The 18790-nt window shown below is 44.8% G+C and carries 24 protein-coding genes; 11 read left to right on the forward strand and 13 right to left on the reverse strand.

Annotation, left to right across the window (positions count from 1 at the left end; translation table 11 throughout):
- The first annotated feature begins 143 nt into the window (after nucleotides 1-143).
- Complete coding sequence (gene upp, locus R7040_RS21090) at nucleotides 144-770, forward strand: uracil phosphoribosyltransferase (RefSeq protein ID WP_005380401.1); 627 nt, start codon at nucleotides 144-146, stop codon at nucleotides 768-770.
- A gap of 116 nt (nucleotides 771-886) precedes the next feature.
- On the opposite strand, the gene R7040_RS21095 is transcribed toward upp, so the two are convergent.
- Nucleotides 887-2140 (reverse strand): uracil-xanthine permease family protein, encoded by a 1254-nt coding sequence (locus R7040_RS21095; protein WP_005389855.1) that lies wholly within the window; start codon nucleotides 2138-2140, stop codon nucleotides 887-889.
- Nucleotides 2141-2505: 365 nt separating this feature from the next.
- On the opposite strand from R7040_RS21095, the gene R7040_RS21100 reads away from it, so the two are divergent.
- Complete coding sequence (locus R7040_RS21100) at nucleotides 2506-3714, forward strand: DUF2066 domain-containing protein (RefSeq protein ID WP_158156766.1); 1209 nt, start codon at nucleotides 2506-2508, stop codon at nucleotides 3712-3714.
- A 140-nt stretch (nucleotides 3715-3854) separates the two neighbouring features.
- Here R7040_RS21100 and R7040_RS21105 read toward each other — a convergent pair whose 3' ends face one another.
- The 4 genes from R7040_RS21105 to R7040_RS21120 are packed head-to-tail and all read right to left on the reverse strand — an operon-like array spanning nucleotide 3855 to nucleotide 6706.
- Nucleotides 3855-4295 (reverse strand): DUF2069 domain-containing protein, encoded by a 441-nt coding sequence (locus R7040_RS21105; RefSeq protein ID WP_005380407.1) that lies wholly within the window; start codon nucleotides 4293-4295, stop codon nucleotides 3855-3857.
- Between the two features lie 22 nt (nucleotides 4296-4317).
- On the reverse strand, nucleotides 4318-4887 hold the full coding sequence (gene wrbA, locus R7040_RS21110; RefSeq protein WP_005380409.1) for an NAD(P)H:quinone oxidoreductase: 570 nt from the start codon (nucleotides 4885-4887) through the stop codon (nucleotides 4318-4320).
- The gene (arsC, locus tag R7040_RS21115; RefSeq protein WP_005380410.1) at nucleotides 4888-5238 is read right to left on the reverse strand and encodes an arsenate reductase (glutaredoxin); all 351 of its coding nucleotides are present in this window, start codon (nucleotides 5236-5238) and stop codon (nucleotides 4888-4890) included. It lies immediately after the preceding gene.
- A 16-nt stretch (nucleotides 5239-5254) separates the two neighbouring features.
- The gene (locus R7040_RS21120) at nucleotides 5255-6706 is read right to left on the reverse strand and encodes a M48 family metallopeptidase (RefSeq protein ID WP_318096979.1); all 1452 of its coding nucleotides are present in this window, start codon (nucleotides 6704-6706) and stop codon (nucleotides 5255-5257) included.
- A 257-nt stretch (nucleotides 6707-6963) separates the two neighbouring features.
- Between R7040_RS21120 and R7040_RS21125 the strand changes: the two genes are divergently transcribed.
- Complete coding sequence (locus R7040_RS21125) at nucleotides 6964-7200, forward strand: sulfurtransferase TusA family protein (protein ID WP_005380414.1); 237 nt, start codon at nucleotides 6964-6966, stop codon at nucleotides 7198-7200.
- Between the two features lies 1 nt (nucleotide 7201).
- Nucleotides 7202-8275: an AI-2E family transporter gene (locus R7040_RS21130; protein ID WP_005389843.1), complete on the forward strand. Its 1074-nt coding sequence runs from the start codon at nucleotides 7202-7204 to the stop codon at nucleotides 8273-8275.
- Nucleotides 8276-8352: 77 nt separating this feature from the next.
- On the opposite strand, the gene bcp is transcribed toward R7040_RS21130, so the two are convergent.
- Both bcp and R7040_RS21140 read right to left on the reverse strand, forming a co-directional pair.
- On the reverse strand, nucleotides 8353-8823 hold the full coding sequence (gene bcp, locus R7040_RS21135; RefSeq protein ID WP_005380418.1) for a thioredoxin-dependent thiol peroxidase: 471 nt from the start codon (nucleotides 8821-8823) through the stop codon (nucleotides 8353-8355).
- A gap of 16 nt (nucleotides 8824-8839) precedes the next feature.
- The gene (locus R7040_RS21140) at nucleotides 8840-9382 is read right to left on the reverse strand and encodes a glycine cleavage system protein R (protein WP_005380420.1); all 543 of its coding nucleotides are present in this window, start codon (nucleotides 9380-9382) and stop codon (nucleotides 8840-8842) included.
- A 476-nt stretch (nucleotides 9383-9858) separates the two neighbouring features.
- Here R7040_RS21140 and dapA point away from each other — a divergent pair, with 476 nt between their 5' ends.
- Together dapA and bamC are read left to right on the forward strand one after the other, a co-directional pair.
- Nucleotides 9859-10737, forward strand: coding sequence for a 4-hydroxy-tetrahydrodipicolinate synthase (dapA, locus tag R7040_RS21145; protein ID WP_005380422.1), 879 nt, complete (start codon nucleotides 9859-9861; stop codon nucleotides 10735-10737).
- Nucleotides 10738-10817: 80 nt separating this feature from the next.
- Nucleotides 10818-11837 carry an outer membrane protein assembly factor BamC gene (bamC, locus tag R7040_RS21150; RefSeq protein WP_005380424.1) on the forward strand — a complete coding sequence of 340 codons (1020 nt, stop codon included), beginning with the start codon at nucleotides 10818-10820 and terminating at the stop codon, nucleotides 11835-11837.
- A gap of 106 nt (nucleotides 11838-11943) precedes the next feature.
- Here bamC and R7040_RS21155 read toward each other — a convergent pair whose 3' ends face one another.
- Genes R7040_RS21155 through R7040_RS21170 form a run of 4 tightly spaced genes read right to left on the reverse strand, consistent with a single transcriptional unit; the run spans nucleotide 11944 to nucleotide 14362 of the window.
- Nucleotides 11944-12147 carry a DUF2897 family protein gene (locus tag R7040_RS21155; RefSeq protein ID WP_005380425.1) on the reverse strand — a complete coding sequence of 68 codons (204 nt, stop codon included), beginning with the start codon at nucleotides 12145-12147 and terminating at the stop codon, nucleotides 11944-11946.
- Entirely contained in the window at nucleotides 12144-12842 is a 699-nt protein-coding gene (locus R7040_RS21160) for a M15 family metallopeptidase (RefSeq protein WP_025768261.1), read from the reverse strand. The genes R7040_RS21155 and R7040_RS21160 overlap by 4 nt, the downstream gene beginning before the upstream one ends.
- A 14-nt stretch (nucleotides 12843-12856) precedes the next feature.
- On the reverse strand, nucleotides 12857-13993 hold the full coding sequence (gene dapE / locus R7040_RS21165) for a succinyl-diaminopimelate desuccinylase (RefSeq protein ID WP_213898519.1): 1137 nt from the start codon (nucleotides 13991-13993) through the stop codon (nucleotides 12857-12859).
- An 18-nt stretch (nucleotides 13994-14011) separates the two neighbouring features.
- A complete protein-coding gene (locus tag R7040_RS21170) occupies nucleotides 14012-14362 on the reverse strand; it encodes an ArsC family reductase (protein WP_005380431.1) in 351 nt (116 codons plus the stop codon).
- A gap of 291 nt (nucleotides 14363-14653) precedes the next feature.
- On the opposite strand from R7040_RS21170, the gene R7040_RS21175 reads away from it, so the two are divergent.
- Nucleotides 14654-14941: a winged helix-turn-helix domain-containing protein gene (locus R7040_RS21175; RefSeq protein WP_005380433.1), complete on the forward strand. Its 288-nt coding sequence runs from the start codon at nucleotides 14654-14656 to the stop codon at nucleotides 14939-14941.
- 34 nt (nucleotides 14942-14975) lie between these two features.
- On the opposite strand, the gene R7040_RS21180 is transcribed toward R7040_RS21175, so the two are convergent.
- Nucleotides 14976-15308, reverse strand: a complete 333-nt coding sequence (locus R7040_RS21180) for a DUF4156 domain-containing protein (protein WP_005380435.1) — start codon at nucleotides 15306-15308, stop codon at nucleotides 14976-14978.
- A 3-nt stretch (nucleotides 15309-15311) separates the two neighbouring features.
- Entirely contained in the window at nucleotides 15312-15665 is a 354-nt protein-coding gene (locus R7040_RS21185; RefSeq protein ID WP_064354231.1) for a DUF2956 domain-containing protein, read from the reverse strand.
- 144 nt (nucleotides 15666-15809) lie between these two features.
- Here R7040_RS21185 and R7040_RS21190 point away from each other — a divergent pair, with 144 nt between their 5' ends.
- The 4 genes from R7040_RS21190 to R7040_RS21205 form a co-directional block, all read left to right on the forward strand.
- Nucleotides 15810-16295 (forward strand): DUF2919 domain-containing protein, encoded by a 486-nt coding sequence (locus R7040_RS21190; protein WP_025768263.1) that lies wholly within the window; start codon nucleotides 15810-15812, stop codon nucleotides 16293-16295.
- A gap of 46 nt (nucleotides 16296-16341) precedes the next feature.
- Entirely contained in the window at nucleotides 16342-17244 is a 903-nt protein-coding gene (locus tag R7040_RS21195; RefSeq protein ID WP_005387715.1) for a Dyp-type peroxidase, read from the forward strand.
- Nucleotides 17245-17386: 142 nt separating this feature from the next.
- Nucleotides 17387-18526 carry a flagellin gene (locus R7040_RS21200; RefSeq protein WP_042521439.1) on the forward strand — a complete coding sequence of 380 codons (1140 nt, stop codon included), beginning with the start codon at nucleotides 17387-17389 and terminating at the stop codon, nucleotides 18524-18526.
- Nucleotides 18519-18790, forward strand: a 272-nt coding sequence (locus tag R7040_RS21205; RefSeq protein WP_225474167.1) for a hypothetical protein, incomplete at its 3' end; no start/stop codon positions are given. The genes R7040_RS21200 and R7040_RS21205, both read left to right, overlap by 8 nt.

The following is an 18790-nucleotide window of genomic DNA, read 5'->3' on the forward strand; positions in this document are numbered from 1 at the left end:
GCGCTATTCTAACAGTGCTTAAACATAGATAGCAAACGTTTGCGTCTGTTTTTTTCTTTAGTGATTTATCCTGATATCCCTGTGAAAATCATGTATAATCTGAAGGTTTGTTTAAATATTGCCAACTATAGCCGGAGATGGACATGAAAGTTGTTGAAGTAAAGCACCCTCTAGTAAAACATAAAATTGGTCTAATGAGAGAAGGTGACATCAGCACAAAACGTTTTCGTGAGTTAGCGACTGAGGTCGGTAGCCTACTTACTTACGAAGCAACGTCAGACTTTGAAACAGAAAAAGTGACCATTGATGGTTGGAACGGTCCGGTAGAAGTAGACCAGATTAAAGGTAAAAAAGTAACCGTAGTGCCAATCCTACGTGCAGGTCTAGGCATGATGGATGGAGTTCTTGAGCACATGCCAAGCGCACGTATCAGTGTTGTGGGTATTTACCGTGATGAAGAAACGCTTGAGCCAGTTCCTTACTTCAACAAGCTTGCTTCAAACATCGAGGAGCGTATTGCGCTTGTTGTTGACCCAATGCTTGCAACAGGTGGTTCTATGATTGCTACGATCGATCTCCTAAAAGAGAAAGGTTGTAACCAAATCAAAGTGCTAGTACTTGTTGCTGCACCAGAAGGTATTGAAGCGCTAGAAAAAGCACACCCAGATGTTGAGCTATACACTGCGGCAATCGATGAGAAGCTTAATGACAAAGGCTACATCGTTCCGGGTCTAGGCGATGCAGGTGATAAGATCTTCGGTACTAAGTAATTCTTTGATGTATTACTATGACTGAACAGAAAAAGGCTTGGTGAAAACCAAGCCTTTTTTGTATCTACAAGAGGAGAAGAGTAAGACACGCCAACTAATAAAGCGGCGCAAACGAACTATTTCGCGCTTTCTTCTTCCATTTGTGCGTTATCCACAACGTGGTTTTCACCTAAATCGTTTGGTAGCACAAGGTTAAGAATAATTGCCACGATACCGCATAGGCTCACACCTTGTAGACTGAACTCACCAATACCGAAAGCCATACCACCAATGCCAAACACAAGTGTTACGGCAACAATCACTAGGTTACGAGACTTATGTAAATCAACGTTATTCTTGATCAGTGTGTTGAGGCCTACCGTTGCGATGGAGCCGAACAGCAGAATCATGATGCCGCCCATAACAGGAACTGGAATCGTTTGAAGAACCGCACCTAGCTTACCTACCAATGCAAGTACGATTGCGGTGATTGCTGCCCAAGTCATGATCACAGGGTTAAATGCTTTGGTTAGCATTACCGCTCCTGTTACTTCACTGTAAGTGGTGTTTGGTGGAGCACCCACCATCGAAGCTGCGATAGTTGCCACCCCGTCACCTGCGATTGTGCGGTGAAGGCCTGGTTTTTTCAGGTAGTTTTTACCTGTAACGTTTGAGATAGCAAGCATGTCACCTACGTGCTCAACCGCAGGTGCGATAGCGACAGGAATCATGAACAAAATTGCGTTGATATTGAACTCTGGCGCGGTGAAGTTTGGCATGGCTAGCCAAGCCGCTTGCTCTACAGGAGTGAAATCAACCACCCCGTAGAATAGAGAAACAGAGTAACCAGCAAGAATACCACCAACAATAGGAACGAGCTTCAAAAAGCCTTTTGCAAAAACGCTGAGTACAATGGTTGTGAGCAGTGAGACCGCCGAGATAATGATCGCAGCATCACCATTAACTAGCTGTGCAGCTCCATCACCAGTTTTACCTACCGCCATGTTCACTGCTGTTGGGGCAAGGCCAAGGCCGATAACCATGATCACAGGGCCAACGACAACGGGCGGGAGAATTTTATGGATAAATCCAACACCGCGCACTTTGATCATAGCCCCTAGAGCCACATAAACTAAGCCCGCTGCCATCAAGCCGCCCATCGTTGCACCGATACCCCAAGTTTGGATACCGAACATAATAGGAGCAATAAACGCAAAAGAAGAGGCAAGGAAGATGGGAACAGAACGTTTAGTCATTAACTGGAAGAGGAGAGTACCGACACCGGCACCAAAGAGGGCTACGTTTGGATCAAGGCCAGTTAGGAGCGGCACAAGCACCAAAGCACCAAAAGCGACAAAGAGCATTTGAGCGCCTTGTAACGCGTTTTTCATAATAATTCCCTATTTTCAAGATACGCAGACAAATCCGGCGAATACTATCATCCTGCAATCGTTTGCAATGTTGCATAGATCAAACTTTCGATTGAATTTTTCCCATAAATAGCACTTTTGAGAGTTGCTTGCTTGCAAATTGTCCTCTTTTACGTGTCTTGCGTGAAGATGAAAAATGGACAGCCTAACTTGTTGAGATAGCTTAATAAGCAATGAGTTTATTATAAAAAATAGCACTGAAGCGCTGGTTGAGGCCCGAGTTAACAAAGCTGGTCATAATACAGACAATTTACTCAGTACTTACCTTGCTCAAGATTTGATAGTTGCTTATTATTCGGGTTCTTGTTCAGAGGATTATAAAAACTATGCGCTATTTAGCTCTCTTACTGATAGGTTGGTTGTCCCTACCAGTATATGCATTAACTCAGGTGGATATCTATCGTGCCGAAGTGGTTATCGACAGTGAGCAGAACGACGGTGAGTCTTTGGCTCGTCAACAAGGTATGCAGGATGTGATTATTCGAGCGACCGGTTCTCAATCCTCTTTAAGCAATCCAGTGATTAAAAAGGCACTTAGCTCAAGTGCGCGTTACATTTCTCAACTGAGCTATGGACAGGTTGATGGAAAAGCGAGCTTAAAAATGTTGTTTAACAACGACCAAATCAGCTCTCTTTTAACACAAGCACAATTGCCATCTTGGTCGCCAAATCGTGCCAATATTTTAGTTTGGATGGTTGAAGAACAGGGTTACGATCGTAACATTGCGTGGGAACATTCTGAATCTTCAAATGTTGCAGCACTTCGTAGCGCAGCGAAACTAAGAGGCCTACCAATCACTATCCCGGTTGGGGATTTTGATGATGTAACCGGTGTTAATGTCTCTGATCTTTGGGGCGGCTTTATTGAGCCAATTGGTCAAGCCAGCCAGCGCTACCCAGCTGACGCCGTTTTGGTTGTACGAGCTCAAGGTGAACAAATTCGTTGGACACTCTACGACCAGTCGCCAACGAGAATTGTAGAAGCGCAACGTTCTCCGCGCAGCGGGTCTGCATCAGGTGCTAATGCTATTGCAGAAATGGTGGATGGCATCGCAGACTACTATGCAAGTAAGAGTGCAGTTGTGGTTTCAGGAAAGTCTTCAAAAGCGCTAGCAGTGAAAGTCCTTAATGTAACCTCTGCCACGGACTTCTTCCGTTTAGAGAATGCGTTAAAACAACTTAATTCGGTTGCGGGTACAGAGATTAAGCGTGTTCAAGGGGACGAGTTAACGCTCAACATCCACCTTTTGGCATCACAACAAGCTTTTGAGAAAGAAGCTTCTTCTATTTCTCAATTAATGGTTTTTGAAGATCCTTTAGGTGAAGTTGATGCCCCAGCTTCAACTCAAGAAGAAGAGCCATTGGTTCAGAGTAATGAAGCAAAAGACGCCGCGACGCCAAAAGAAGCGCAGCCTGAAGTACCAGTAAATGTTGTGGCAGAAGCAAGTGACGAAACACAGCCAACTCAGCCGATGATTGTGGAGCCTGTCCGAGAACAGTATGACTTGATCTACGAGTGGCGCTCGGCATCGTAATCGCCTTCGTAGCGTTCCAGGCGTGAAACGCAAGGATCAAACACCAATGTGGTAAGCATAAAAAAGAGTCGCAATAGCGACTCTTTTTGTTTTCTAAATTCGTATTCGAACCAATGATCAGTGATTGACTGCAATTGGCGTTATTTATTGAATTTCGCTTTTTCTTCTTTTTCTACTTGAGAGAGGCGTTTCAACTTAAGACCTAGCTCTTTGCCTCTCGCTCTAGCAAACAAAATATTGCCAGCGAAACCGAGTGAAGTCAGTATCAGTTCCACTGCCGCAAGCCAGCGTTCACCCCCATCCACATAAAGGATGGTCAGCGCATGCAAGAAATACAGCATAAGAACAAAGTTAGCCCAAGCATGAGTGTAAGGCTTACCAGCTAAAATACCAGGTAACGGAAGTAGTAGCGGAATACACCAAGCAATAGCAAGTGTTGTGCTGCTGAGGTGAGGGTGAGGGGATAACGCAAGCTGCCAAATAGCGACCCAGGCTAATAAGGCTAAGTTGCCAAATAAAGCCAGGTAACGATAGGTTTTAGCCTGTGTACCGAGTGGTGTTTGGTCTAAAGAGTCAGACATCGATTAACTATCCTTGATTTTACTAACAGACTTTTAGTTTTAACGCTGCAGTTGCCAGCCTTTTGCCTAATTGTTGTGCCAGGCGAATCTCTTCACTGCTTAGGGTTGCCTCATGGCCTACACTGCTGGCGCCATACGGAGTGCCTCCGGACTGCGTAGTGTGTAACTCTGGCTCGGAATAAGGAATGCCCAAAACCATCATCCCGTGATGCAATAAAGGGGTCATCATGCTTTGTAACGTTGTTTCTTGACCACCATGCATCGAGGACGAAGAGGTAAAGACACAAGCAGGCTTATCGATTAAGTCACCACTGACCCATAAAGATGTAGTCTGATCCCAGAAGTGCTTTAAAGGCGCAGCCATGTTGCCAAACCAGACGGGACTGCCAAACGCTAGACCGTCGCACGTTTTTAGTTCCTCTAGAGTAACAATTGGATCAGAAGGGGAGTGTGAGTGAGGTGACAATTCTTCAACTGTACGCAAAATTGCTTGGCATTGAGGAGTCGATTCGACTCCTCTTGCTATTTGTCTTGCCAGTTGTTTTGTCGAGCCATGACGGCTGAAATACAAAATAAGGATCTGGCAATCCATTTATAAAATATCCAACACTTGCTCTGGTGGGCGACCAATTTTTGCTTTGCCGTTAGCAACGACAACCGGACGCTCAAACAACTTTGGATTTTTCGCCATTGCTTCGAATAATTGCTCATCGCTGACGGAGTCTTCGCCTAAGCCAAGCTCTTTATATTCACTTTCTTTAGTGCGCATCATTTCACGTACAGATGAAAAGCCAAGCTGGGCGTACAGCGCTTTTAGTTCATCCACGTTAAGTGGTGTGTCTAGGTATTTGACGACTTCCGGTGTAACACCATTTTGCTCAAGCAGTTCAAGTGTTTGACGGCTCTTTGAGCAACGAGGGTTGTGATAAATCACGACTGACATGGTTTTCTCCATTTCGTTATTGTAATGCCATGAATCGATCTCTTTGGATCATGAGTTGGTCGATACGGGCATCGTATCGCGCTTGCTCTAAGCTGCCCAACTTGGCCATTTTACTTGCTTCACTATAATATTGAATCGCTTTATTCCAATTTGCTCGCAATGCCAAAATTTCTGCTCGAGCAGCCAACTCTTCATCGCTACGCCCCAGCGCGTGGTAGCTCTTCGATATTAGGTGCCAGCCATTTGTATCTTCAGGATAGTCATGAGTGTATCTTTGAAGAACTCGCGTGGCTTGATCGTTTTTATTGTCCTCAAGTAGCGCATTGGCGTAGTTAATGGTCAATACTTTATTTTGAGGGTTACGAGATAACGCTTTGCGGAGCATCTCGGTTGCTTTTTCTGGCTGCTTCTTCTCGATGTATAAATCCGTCATAGCGTCCAAGTAAAACGGGTTACTTGGGTCTTGTTCCAGTAACTTTTTCAAAATTGGTTCCGCTTGAGATAAGCGTTTATTGTCTAAATGCACGAGTGCTCGACCATAATCAAAAGCAGGTGTAATGTCCGCAGAGGCTTTCTTTTGGGTTCTCTCAAACCAGCTCAGGGCGGCTTGTCCATCAATGCCAGCGTAACGAGCCACAATGCGCGCGCGAGCTAGATGATAGTCTATTGAAGGCACAACACGCATTGGAGGATAGGTTCTTGCTCGCGCACGGCTATCGGTAATTCGATCTTCAGGCAAAGGGTGAGTCAGGAGCATTGGTGGCGGTTTACTCGCATAACGATACTCATCAGCAAGACGGCCAAAAAACCTTGGCATTGCTTGAACATCAAAGCCGGCTTTTGCTAATGTCGAAATACCAAAGCGATCCGCTTCTTTTTCGTTTGCACGAGTGTAGTTGATTTGACTTTGCATGTTGCCCGCGGTTGCTGCTGTAATTGCAGCCATCCCCGCTTCGGGTGAGGCAATTGAAAGCAGTAGTGCCCCCGCAAGTGCGGCTAATGTGGCCGGAGAGCGGCGTGATTGTTCTTCCATACTCCGAGCAAGATGACGTTGTGTGACGTGCGCTATCTCGTGAGCGACAACAGAGGCCAGCTCACTTTCTGAACGAGCATGAAGAAACAACCCAGAATGCAGCGCTACATAGCCACCAAAAAACGCGAACGCGTTGATATTACGGTCGCGAATCATAAAGAAGTGGAACGGCGTTTTTACATCATTCGCATTGGCCACTAATTTGTGCCCAAGAGAGTCAATATATTCATTGATGACAGGGTCATTAACGATAGGTTTACTGGCTCTGAGCATACGCATATAGGCGTCGCCATAAATCAACTCTTGGTCTATTGAAAGCGTGCCACCAGCAGCTGTGCCAATGTCTGGCAAGTCAATGCTATTGGCATAAGTTGTCGGCGAACTGATGGCAGCAGCAAGACATAAGCAAACTAGCGAGCGAGTGCGTTTTAACATACGTTTAAAAGGTTCTCCAAAATACATAAGCATGTGGTTACAGGTCGAGAGCCCATTAACAGCGCCACATACGTTTTGGTTATCCGTGAGGATATAAGCTAACAGTAAGACCGGAAATAAATGAATTGGTTTCGTAAATTATTTTATATCCGAGCTATTTCAGCATGTGGTTAAATCATGTCAGAAGTGCTAGCACCAGCTCAAAAAGCCGTTACAATACAACCCTATCATAAGTGCAGAGCAATACAATGGAGTCCATGTTACTTGATTTGCGTGAGCAACGTTGTCCTATGGCACTGTTACTTGCAAAGCGTCATGCTGCTGAGGTCTTTCAAGGAGAAGCAAAGCAGTATCATCAACTTGTCATTCAAGTGGTGGACAACAGCTCTAAACGAGACATTGTGAACTATCTTAGTGCCCAAGGGTACTCGGTTGATTGCCAATCTACATCAGAGCACTACACATTGACTGTCTTCAATAAGGAATCCGCATAAGATGTTTGAAATGGTTAGTCGTTGGTATAAACGACGTTTCTCTGACCCTCACGCAGTAAGTCTCGTCGCGATCTTGCTGTTTGGCTTTATCACCATTTACTTCTTTGGACACTTGATTGCGCCATTACTTGTCGCGATCGTTTTGGCTTATCTACTTGAATGGCCAGTTGTCAAAATGTGTCGTATGGGCGTGCCGCGCACTTTGTCGGTTATTATCGTGATCTTGGTCTTTGTCGGGTTAATGTTAATTGCGTTGTTTGGCTTGGTTCCGACGATTTGGACTCAGGTCGGTAATCTAATTAACGATATTCCGAACATGTACAACGGGCTACAAAAGTTTATTGTCACATTGCCAGAGCGCCATCCTGAACTAGCCAATTTAGAAATAGTAGAAACCGTGGTGACGAACGCCAAAAACCAAGCACTGGGGCTGGGTGAAAGTGTCGTCAAAGGGTCGCTTGCTTCATTAGTTAGCATTGCAACGCTAGCGGTATATTTGATCTTAGTGCCACTCCTTATCTTCTTTTTGCTTAAAGACAAAGAAGAAATGCTGCGAATCGCAAGTGGTATTCTGCCGAAAAACCGTAAATTGGCGAATAAAGTTTGGCATGAAATGAACGAGCAGATATCAAATTACATTCGCGGTAAAGTGTTAGAGATTTTAATCGTGGGCGGTGTGAGCTACGTGACTTTTGCCCTTTTAGATCTTCGTTACTCGGCGTTGCTTGCCGTAGCTGTTGGTCTGTCGGTTTTGATTCCTTATATCGGTGCGGCGGCTGTTACTGTACCTGTTGCTATCGTTGGTTTGTTCCAATGGGGTTTAACGCCTCCGTTTTATTGGTTGTTGCTTGCTTACGGTATTATCCAGGCGCTGGATGGTAATGTGTTGGTTCCTGTTCTGTTTTCCGAGGCAGTAAACTTACACCCAGTTGCTATCATTGTGGCTGTATTAGTCTTTGGTGGGCTGTGGGGTTTTTGGGGGGTGTTCTTCGCCATTCCTTTAGCGACATTAGTCAAAGCCGTATGGCATGCATTACCAAGCACGGAAGAAAACGAACCTGTCGAACAAGAGTAGTTGTTACCAAAGGTACGATGGTTACAAGAAAGCCCAGCAGTTTGCTGGGCTTTTTGTTTGTAGAAAAACAATAGCGTTTAAGCGTTTTCGTTTAAGTAGTTTAATACGACTTCGTGGTGATCTTTGGTTTTGAACTTGTTGAACACATGTTCGATCACGCCTTCTTCATTGATCAGAAAGCTAATGCGGTGAAGACCGTCGTATACTTTGCCCATGAATTTCTTTTCGCCCCAAACGCCGAACTGGTCAGCAACGGCATGGTCTTCATCAGAAAGCAGAGTGAAGTTTAAATCATCGCGCTCGATGAACTTGCCTAGACGCTTTACAGGGTCGATGCTTACGCCGAGTACCACCACGTTATGTGCATCGAGTTCAGCTTTGATGTCACGAAGGCCTTTTGCTTGTGTAGTACAACCCGGCGTCATCGCCTTAGGGTAAAAGTAGAAAAGTACTTTCTTGCCTTTAAAGTCTTCAAGAGAAACGGTATTTCCGTCTTGGTCGAGCAAAGAGAAGGCTGGCGCTGGCGAGCCTGCTGTCAGCGTATTCATTTTGATTTCCTTTACTTTATAGTGTGTTTTTAATGAAATTCAGAGAACCTTGTACGTTGAGCGACTTACAAAGTTCATCGAAGTCTTCTTGTAACTGCATCAAATTAAAATCCGCGCTTACAGATGCAGTAATCGCAATGTGAAACTGGTCAGAATCGAGTTGAATTTTCGACTTGCTGATGGTTTGCGCGCTAAGAGAGTCTAAACCAATCTGCTGATCAGCGAAGAACTTAGTAAATTTTTCAGTTAACCCAGGGCGGTCTTCAGACTCAATAAACACTTCCATGGTGTAGCTGTTATCGAGCAGTTCGTGCGCCGCTGTGCGTTTCATGATCGTAATAAGGTCATGTTCTTGGCCAAGCAGGGGCAATTGTGTTTCAACTCGAGTCACGCTGCTGGCGTTCCCAGTCAGGAGCATGATCAGCGTAAATTCGCTGCCAAAGATAGCGATACGGCTATCGACTATGTTACAACCAGCTTGAGTAACGAGCTGTACGACTTGGTTACAAATGCCTGGACGGTCCGTTCCAACTGCTGTAAGTACCAGATGTTGCTTCATAAATGAGCTTCTTGTCCTTTCTTCAATAGAGAGATGTTAGCACAGATATTGCGAAGAAATATCGAGCCAGTTCTTTTTTAGTCCATAAAAAAGCAGTCGGAGCTTGAGGGGAGTGGTGGGAAATAAACAGTAAATGCAGGCTATAGGATAAACAAAACGTTTGCATGATGTGCTTGCCTATTGTCTGGCCGTTTTATTCACTTAGATCTGACTTGGCTAACAAGACCAAAGAGTATATTTTCCTTGCTTGTGCTCTTCAGTATTTTCCAAATCACTGATAGATTCTAAAGTCACTCGAAAGCCCAACACGATTATCAATATTGCCGTTAATCAAACCAAATAGAGCAATTAAGTTGCTAGACCTCTAACAACTGATAATTATTCATTCATTTGTACTTTGTAAGCGAGTTTACGCTCTTGTGTTTTTCAATCGCATTACAGTACCATGCAGAAAGAGTTAAATGAGGGAGATAAACATGTTTTCAGGAAGTATCGTAGCGCTGATTACGCCATTCAAAGCAGATGGCGAAGTAGACTTTGACGGTCTGCAAAAGCTAGTAGAGTACCACGTTGAAGCGGGTACAGACGGTATTGTGGCAGTAGGCACAACAGGTGAGTCAGCGACACTGACCATTGAAGAGCATGTGAAGGTCGTTAATAAAACTGTTGAGTTTGCCGACGGTCGCATCCCTGTGATTGCTGGCACGGGTGCAAATGCAACCCATGAGGCAGTAACATTTAGCAAATTACTGGCTGATTCTGGTATTGCTGGCTTCCTGAGTGTGACACCGTATTACAACAAACCAACTCAAGAGGGTTTGTTTTTACATTACAAGGCAATTGCCGAAGCGAGTGACGTGCCTCTAATTTTGTACAACGTACCAGGCCGTACTGCTGTTGATATGCAGCCAGAAACAGTGGCACGCTTGTCAAAGCTTGATAATATCGTGGCTCTAAAAGATGCAACGGGCGATTTGGAACGAATTGCAATTCATCGTGAACTTTGTGGCGAAGATTTTATCTTACTAAGTGGCGATGATGCGACAGGGCTGGATTTTGTGAAACTTGGCGGCAATGGTGTTATCTCGGTAACGAACAATATTGCAGCTAAAGACATGGCAGACATGTTCCATTTGGCAAGTGAAGGTAAGTACGAAGAAGCAGAAGCGATTAACCAACGCTTGATGACTCTACACAAAAACCTTTTCATCGAAGCAAGCCCTATCCCAGTAAAATGGGCAGCGCAAAAGCTTGGTTTGATTGAAGAAGGTGGTTTGCGTCTTCCTTTAACTACGCTTTCTGAAAAATCGCAGCCGATCGTCGAGCAGGCGCTAACAGACGCCCATATTTATTAAGATTGAGCTATTAAGATTGAGTTACTAGGATTGAAGTTCATACTGGGGGCCAAAGCGCCCTCGGTGTTTTAGGAGTATAGATGAAGCTTTCAAGCCAGTTAGTGTTAAGTTCATTAGCTGTATTCGTATTGACTGCCTGTTCAGGTGGTGCCAATCAACGTCGTCAAGCAAAAGATGACTTCGAGTATTTGAACTCCCCAAATTTGGGTGAGTGGAATGTCCCACAGGGTGCACAGCCTCAGTTTTACCCTAACTACGAGATCCCTCAGGGTAACTACGCTGGTGGTGTAGGTAAAGATGTCGACATTCGTCCACCTCAACAAGTCCTAGAGCTTATTCCCGGTGCACGTCTAGACCGCAGTAGTGATGGTGAAGTGACACTTTGGCTACTTCGTAAAGATGAACTAGATAAAGTTTGGCAAACGGTGCAAAACATGGTCGCGGCCAACGAGATTCCAGTTGAAAGCCAAACAGACTCTCGCATCGAGACAGGATGGGTGACTTGGGATTCGCCAGATGAAGAGCTAGAAATTGGCAGCCGATATGAAATCGTACGCGCTGAAGCAAATGGTCGACACGGCTTTAAGGTGAGCCTTATTGACTGGCGTGAAGGCAATCAAGTGAAAGAAGTAACGGCGACCAACCGTGAGCGCTACAATGTGTTCATGACGAACTTGGTCACCGCTCGCTACGATCAAGAAGTGCGTGAAGAAGCACAGCGTAAAGCGCAAGAGTTGGTTAAACAGATCCCAATCACAATGGGTAAAGACCGCAGCGGACTTCCTGTGATTATCGCGCGTGCGCAATACAACATGCTTTGGCAACGTCTGCCTAATATTCTACCTAAGATGGGCTTTAAGATTGAAGAGCGTAGCCAGTCTCAGGGCACAATCACTGCGAAATATGCATCTCCGGATGATGAATTCTGGAACGATATCGGCGTTAAACCAGTGGAGTTAGCCGCTGGTAAGTACACATTCTTACTTGGTGATTTAGGCAACCGTACGTCTATCAATATCACCGACTCCTCTGGCAAGCCAGTAGAAGAAGAGTTTTTGAAATCACTAGCGCCTGTATTGGCTGCAACAGTGAAGCAGTAAACAAAGCGAGCTTAACGCGGCGTGTTTACTTAATGATAGAAAAGGGACCTAGTGGTCCCTTTTTTGATGTTTAGATTAAATGTGTCGAGATGAAGCTGGTGAGTAACTAACGAGGCTCGTTTTTGTTTTTATCTTCTTCAGCGTAGCGCTGTTTATCCAATGTGTTCAGCTTATCTAAATCGTTCTTACGGCTTTTATCCATCTGACCAAACTTCATTTTTGCGGTATATTTGAGTGCGGCAATATTACCAATGACCACGCTCAACACTACAATAATAATGACCCAAGGATTGGTTAGTATTTCTATCATAGAGCCTCCGGCGGCGTGATATTGTGAATAAATTTGGCAACGACGTTATCCAAATTATTCAGTATGACGTCAATCCCTGCAATGTTGTCGGTCTGATTTTGTTTAATCAACTGGCTTCTGAGTACATCAAGCGTCAACTGCTCGAGGCATTGCTGCCCGACAGCGCGGTGACTAATGTGCCAAGGCTCAATCGAAACGCCACCTAAATCATGCTGATAAGGGAAGAAGAAACCGAACCGACCAAGGTTGGCTTTTAACCATTGGTAGAACGCTTGTTGGTGGCCTTCAAGATACTCCCAAGGTTCCAACTTGAGTTTGGTGTCAGCAGGCAATAAATTGCGCGCATAGACATCAAAATCACAACCCCAATGATGACGACTTCCTCCGGGCAATGCCGACCAGCGCAAAATGGCCATCAATTTCTCTTCGTCATTTAACTCTGCTTTATTCAAAGGGCGGGAGTTTATGTCGAGAATTGGCAACTCACCAGAAAACTTCCCGTTCCAGATGGCTTTTTGGCGATTAAAGTCACGAAAACCACTGGCGATTTCCATTTTGAAACCTGCTTCGGTTGCGGCATTAATCATCTTCAATAAGTCATTGACTACTTTAGGGTGAAGCATAAATGCCTTTTGCCCCACTAGTGTGGATTGAAGATGGGAATCAGTGATTCCGGTGAGTTGCTCTGGTGTCATTGTGTTCTCGCTGATTACTTCGCCAATAGGTGTTTCAACGTGTTTTCGTACATGTCCGTCAACTTTTCAAGATCGTCGACTTTCACACACTCGTTCACTTTATGAATCGTAGCGTTAACAGGGCCTAACTCTACGACTTGACCTCCCATTCGAGCAATAAAACGACCATCAGACGTACCGCCAGTTGTAAGTAGCGCTGGCTTCGTATCATTGACTTCAGCCACAGCAGCTACAACCGCGTCTAGCAGTGCGCCCGTATCGGTCAGGAATGGGTCACCGTTGAATGTCCATTTTAGGTCGTAGTCCAGCTCATGCTTGTCCAATGTTTCGGTAACACGCTGAACAATTGCGTCATTGTTAAGCTCAGTACTAAAACGTAGGTTGAACTGAACATGGAACTCGCCAGGAATAACGTTAGACGCACCAGTGCCAGCCGATACATTCGGGATCTGGAAACTAGTCGGTGGGAAGTAATCATTCCCTTTGTCCCATTCTGTCGTCGCGAGTTCATGAATCGCGAGTAGAGACTCGTGCACTGGATTGCTGGCTAGGTGAGGGTAGGCCACGTGGCCTTGTGTTCCTTTTACCGTTAAATCACCAGTGATGGATCCACGGCGTCCATTTTTCACTACATCGCCAACCACGTCGGTGCTGGATGGTTCACCAACAATACACATATCGATGTTCTCACCACGTTCCATCAACGTTTCTACAACGCGAACGGTACCATTGATAAATGGCCCTTCTTCATCTGACGTAATCAAAAAGCCAATTGAGCCTTTGTGGTCTGGGTTTTCTTCAATGAAGCGTTCGACAGCAACGACCATAGAAGCTAGCGACCCTTTCATGTCAGCTGCGCCGCGGCCATGCAAGTAACCATCAATAATGGTCGGTTCAAACGGATGTGTATTCCAGTGTTCCAATTTGCCAGCTGGTACCACATCGGTGTGGCCAGCAAACGCAAATAGCGGCGCTTCTGAACCACGTCGAGCCCAGAAGTTCGTGGTGTCTTCAAATACCATCACTTCAATTTCAAACCCGAGTGCTTTTAAGCGCTCGATCATCAAATCCTGACAACCTGCGTCTTCCGGCGTTACGGACTGTCTACTGATCAGATCTTTAGCAAGTGCCAATACTGGACTGTCTGTCATCCTTGAGTATTCCTTTATTTAAGAGTTGAAAATGCTAGCGTATTGATCAGCTTTAAAACCGATATGAAGTTGATCATTCACTTTTAAAATTGGGCGTTTAATCATCGCAGGGTTTTCTACCAAAAGAGCGATGGCGTTTTCCTCGTTAAGTGTGTCTTTCTGCTCTTGCGCTAATTGGCGGTAGGTTGTGCCACGTTTATTGAGCACCTGTTCCCAACCTAAAGCGCGACAAAATTCACTTACCATTTCTGCATCAATGCCTTGCTTACGGTAGTCATGGAAGTCGTAAGCAATATCCTCGGCTTCTAACCATTTCTTGGCTTTTTTGATCGTATCGCAGTTGGGAATACCAAACATGGTAATCGACATAGTCTTTCCTTTTTCTTTGTTCTATTTTTCACTGGCGCGGTTAAGACGCACTTAAGTGATTTGGGCTGTTAAAGCATCCTATCAAGAAGCAATCAAACTGACAAAATGCGGTGGAAAATATTTTCAGATAGATTGAGATAACTAATGTCACATAACTTATTTACGATGAATGCGCTATAAATCGAATAAAAATTCGTCTAAATCAAATGGAAAAGTCGAGTTATTGATCAAACGCAACACCTCGCTGAGCAAAAACGAAATAATGAATCAGCACAATTTTAGGAGGTGTCAATGGAATTGAGTCCTGTTTTTGCAAGGCGGCTATATTTGGCCTTGTTGGTGGAAAACCTAGAAAGGCCGAATGTGCCAAAGTTGATCGAAAAAACGGGGTGGCCTCGTCGTACTATTCAAGATGTACTCAAGGCGTTACCTGGGATCGGCATTGAACTCATATTCGTTCAAGATGGCCGACGTCATAATGACGGCTATTATCAACTTTCAGATTGGGGGCCTTTTGATAGCCAATGGGTTCTAGAGCGGGAGAGAGATATCGCTAGCAGTCTTGGATTTCGTGCATAAGCCAGCAATTGCTGGCTTTTTTCATATTCAGGCCTCATCCATTGCAGCGGTAGGCGGAACCCAGTACGCTAAATGAAGTGATAAAATCTTGTGGGGAAACCATAAAAACGGTGTCCGCATCGATAGCCGCTGCATTGTTTTTTAAATCGTTCATCGCGCCTTGCATCATCGCGTCATTAGTCATGAAAATGTAGTTATACCAATGGCCTTCACTTCCGGTGACTTCGCCTTTGTATTCGCATCGCTCAGGGTCGAATTGCGCGTCAATGCGAATATGAACATCTTGACTTTGAGCATGAGTAAGGTGAGAAGGCATCGTGCAACCCGTTAGAAGCACGACAAAAAGTCCAAGTAACAGGCGTTTCATTAGCTATTTCCCCAATACTATGTAAGCAGCAAAGCCAATCCAGCTCAGAACAAGTAGTGTCCAAGGCAGTTTGCTTGATGAATGGTTTGGCGCATCGTCGGTGATATTGTCTTGTTCGATAATCTCTTCATGCTGACGTTGTTTTTCACGTTGCTGTTTTTTCTTCGCTTTATCGGCTTGGCGGTTGCGCTCTTTTTGTTGTTTCTTATATTGCGCGATGCCTTTTTCGATACCTTGAGCGATAAGCTTGGTTTGCTCTTTGGTTTGCCCCGGTTTCTGCGTGGATTTGGCAATTCTTATCGCTTCGGCTTGAGTTTCTTGAGAAGGCACAGGGGTGGCAGGAGTTCTTTTTTTCATGTTTCTCATCAACGTCGCTGTAAATCTTTGTTTAGTTTACCTGTGTAAGGTGCTGAAATGAACTTCAGTTCTCATATTTGTTGGCTTGCAACTCTGAAACGATAGGTTAAAGTGACGTTTTTATCACATAAAGAAGAAGATGTTGTGCGCTATTCGTTTGACCAATATGACGCCCATGGATTTTTAAAGGCGCCGATCATTTTATGGGTGGGATGGATGTTTCTTGTGCGTTCATGGGTGGTGTTTGCCATGGCTGGTGTAAGTCGTGATAGTGGCAGTAAGCTACTCGCTATTGTTTACCCAGATTCAAGTACGTTGTATTTAGGTTTGGCGATGGGCATTCCAAGTTTGCTTCTTATGTGGTTAATGGGGCTTCGTCATCCCGACAGAGGATGGGTAAACAGAATTACTCGCTATGGTCGCGAGATCACTTTGATCTTGTGCGGTATTCAACTTGCTCAGACCATGTATCATGTGTACCTAGAACATGGAGTGTTTAATTGGGCAAACGCCCTTACCATTACCTTATTAGCTTGGTTTATGATCTACCTTCTAAATGGAAGATGGGTAAAAGACTGTTTTCATGTGCCACAATTGGCGCACGATGAACAGCAGCATTCAAAGAATTAAAAACAATAACTTCCCACTCTGGGGCAAAGTAATAGAGGAAACCTCAATGTCACAAGCTCAAACGGCGATCGTGCCAGAAGCCGGGCCATTTGCACTGTACACTCAACTCAAAGTGAACCAAAACCGTGAAAACGTATTAGAAAAACTGAAAGCACTGCCAAAGTTGGTGGAAGAGTTAAACATTACCCAGCCGGGTGCAGCGCTGACGCTTTCTATCGCATTCACAAAATCGTTTTGGGAACACCTTAATGTAGACGCGCCAGAAGAGCTTATTGATTTTACTCAACTTGGCGAAGGTGACATCGTTGCTCCAGCAACAGACGTAGATGTACTGATTCACTGTCACTCGACTCGTCACGACTTGCATTTTTACGTGTTGCGTAAGTTCCTAGAAGAGACGGCACAAGATGTCACCATTGTGGACGAAACATATGGGTACCGTTACCTTGATGCTCGTGATATGACAGACTTTATTGATGGGACAGAAAACCCGAAAGGGGAGGCTCGCGCTGATGTGGCTCTAGTAAAAGAGGGCCCATTTGCTGGAGGCAGTTATGTTATGGCTCAGCGCTTTGAACATAACCTTGCCGCTTGGAATCGATTGAATGTCAAAGCGCAAGAAAAAGTGATTGGTCGTACCAAGCCAGACTCTATCGAGCTAGAAGACGTTCCTGCTGCATCACACGTTGGTCGCGTTGATATCAAAGAAGAAGGTAAAGGTTTGAAGATTGTTCGCCACAGCTTACCATACGGGACGGTGACAGGGCCTCATGGCCTGCTGTTTATTTCTTACTGCAATACACTTCATAACATTAAAGTGATGCTAGAAAGTATGTACGGCGTGACAGATGGTAAAACAGACCAAATGCTTCGTTTCACAACAGCGGTAACTGGTGCGTACTTCTTCGCGCCTTCGCAAGAAATGCTCGCAGAGCTAGCCATCAAGTAAGTTCTCAGACTTTATTTCTTAAGCCCTCCAATGGAGGGCTTTTGTTTTCTATTTCTATTCCAATCTCTTTTCAAAAAACACTAAACTTTTCTGTTACTTGGTCGATAAGTACTCAAAGCCTTAATTTTAGGACTCTTTATTCGTGGCGATCACCGTTAATACCAATGTAGCAGCACTTGTCGCACAGCGTCATTTGACCAGTGCAACGGATATGCTGAACCAATCCATGGAGCGTTTGTCTTCAGGGAAGCGTATTAATAGCGCAAAGGATGACGCTGCGGGTCTGCAAATCTCCAACCGCTTGCAATCACAAATGCGTGGTTTGGATGTCGCGGTACGTAACGCGAATGACGGCATTTCCATCATGCAAACTGCGGAAGGCGCGATGAATGAGGTGACCAATATCATGCAACGTATGCGTGATTTGTCGCTACAGTCAGCTAACGGTTCAAACAGCAAAGCGGAGCGCAATGCACTGCAAGAAGAAGTCTCTGCTTTAAATGATGAGTTAAGTCGTATTGCAGAAACGACCTCCTTTGGCGGACGTAAATTGCTGAATGGCACATTCGGTACATCGTCTTTTCAAATCGGTGCAACGGCTGGTGAAGCGGTACAAATTGGCCTGCGGACCATGCAGCCGGAATCTTTAGGTAGCTTTTCAATGAGCTCATATCAAAGAGTCAGTTCAGATTGGACGGTTCAAAACGGAAATAATGAAATTGTTATCAGCTACCGTGATAACAATTTTGAAGAGCAGGAGATCCGTATTGAAGCTAAAGCTGGCGACGATATAGAAGAACTCGCGACTTACATTAACGGGCAGACCGATAAAGTGAAAGCGTCTGTTAATGAAGAGGGGCAACTGCAGTTACTCATGTCCCACAAGGACGCCATAAAATACCCTGGACCAACCTTCAGTGGTGGCCTTGCTGATGAGTTAGAACTTGGCAAGTATGTCACCGTAAATAGAACGGTAGATAGTATTGATATTAGCACGGTCGGTGGCGCTCAGATGGCGGTCGGCATTTTAGATGATGCTTTGAAAACGGTAGATGGCAGTCGTGCGGAGTTAGGCGCGTATCAAAATCGCTTCAATCACGCGATCAATAATCTCGATAACATCCACGAAAACTTAGCCGCTTCCAACAGTCGTATCCAAGACACTGACTATGCCAAAGAAACTACGCAAATGGTGAAGCAACAGATTTTACAACAGGTCAGTACTTCTATTCTGGCGCAAGCAAAACAAGCGCCAAACCTAGCATTGACCTTGCTTGGCTGATGAACGGCCTTGCCCGAATTTAACGCAAAACCTGCCTGTATCGACAATTCGAAAAGAAGCTTTAGCGAAAAATGAAAGTTTTTTTGCTTTTTTATCCGCTTTGTCACGATTACCCCTCCAAACGAATTATTTTCAAAAAAATCTAAAATTTTCTCTAAAGAAAACAGGGCATGCGCCGTTAATAAAAGTAACTTTGAGAGAACTACTTGGTTTTCCGAGACGTCGGAAACCGCTACACCGGAAAATCAATTGGAGAAATCACCA

Source organism: Vibrio sp. 1069, from assembly GCF_033340555.1.